Genomic DNA, 859 nt, shown 5'->3' on the forward strand with positions numbered 1-859 from the left:
GACATCCTGCACGACCTGGGCGCCATCAGCATCATGAGCAGCGACAGCCAGGCCATGGGCCGGGTGGGCGAGGTCATCTGCCGCACCTGGCAGACCGCGCACAAGATGAAGGTGCAGCGCGGCTGGCTGGCCCCCACCCCGGGCCGAGATGAGAAGGTGGAACAGAGCGACCGCAACGACAACTTCCGCGTCAAGCGCTACATCGCCAAGTACACCCTCAACCCCGCCATCACCCACGGCGTCAGCCACGAAGTGGGCTCGGTGGAAGTGGGCAAATGGGCCGACCTGGTGCTGTGGAAGCCGGCCTTCTTCGGCATCAAACCCGCGCTCATCCTCAAGGGCGGCATGATCGCCGCCGCCGCCATGGGCGACCCTAACGCCTCCATCCCCACGCCGCAGCCGGTGCACTACCGGCACATGTTTGGCGCGTTCGGCGGCGCGTTGCACAAAACCTCCCTCACCTTCGTCTCTCAGGCCGGTCTGGCCGCAGGCATCGGCCAGCGCTTCGGCCTGCAAAAGCCGCTGGTGGCCGTGAAGGGGTGCCGCACCATCGGCAAGCGCGACATGGTGCTCAACGACTACGCCCCGCGCATGGACATCGACGCACAAAACTACCAGGTGCGCGCCGACGGCCAGCTGCTGGTGTGCGAACCCGCCGCCGTGCTGCCGCTGGCCCAGCGCTACTGCCTGTTCTGACGCGGCACCCAGACCCTTCACGAATGACCGACATGCTCCACGCCACCCGCTGCATCCCCCAAGGCCAAGGCCTGGCCCCGGTGCTGCTGAACCGGGCGGCCAGCGTCACGCTGGACTGGGACCAGCGCCAGAAAAGCCGCTTCGACTGCGTCGACTCCCAGGG

1 protein-coding gene and 1 pseudogene are annotated in these 859 nt (G+C 67.4%); both read left to right on the plus strand.

All coding sequences use genetic code 11. The features are described 5' to 3' along the window. Nucleotides 1–696: urease subunit alpha (locus HA630_RS27375; RefSeq protein WP_166832250.1), on the plus strand; the 696-nt coding region annotated here is incomplete at its 5' end. A 32-nt stretch (nucleotides 697–728) separates the two neighbouring features. Continuing rightward, a pseudogene (locus HA630_RS27380) lies at nucleotides 729–859 on the plus strand (Urease accessory protein UreE); the annotation flags it as partial.

The organism is Aquabacterium sp. A08, assembly GCF_011742065.1.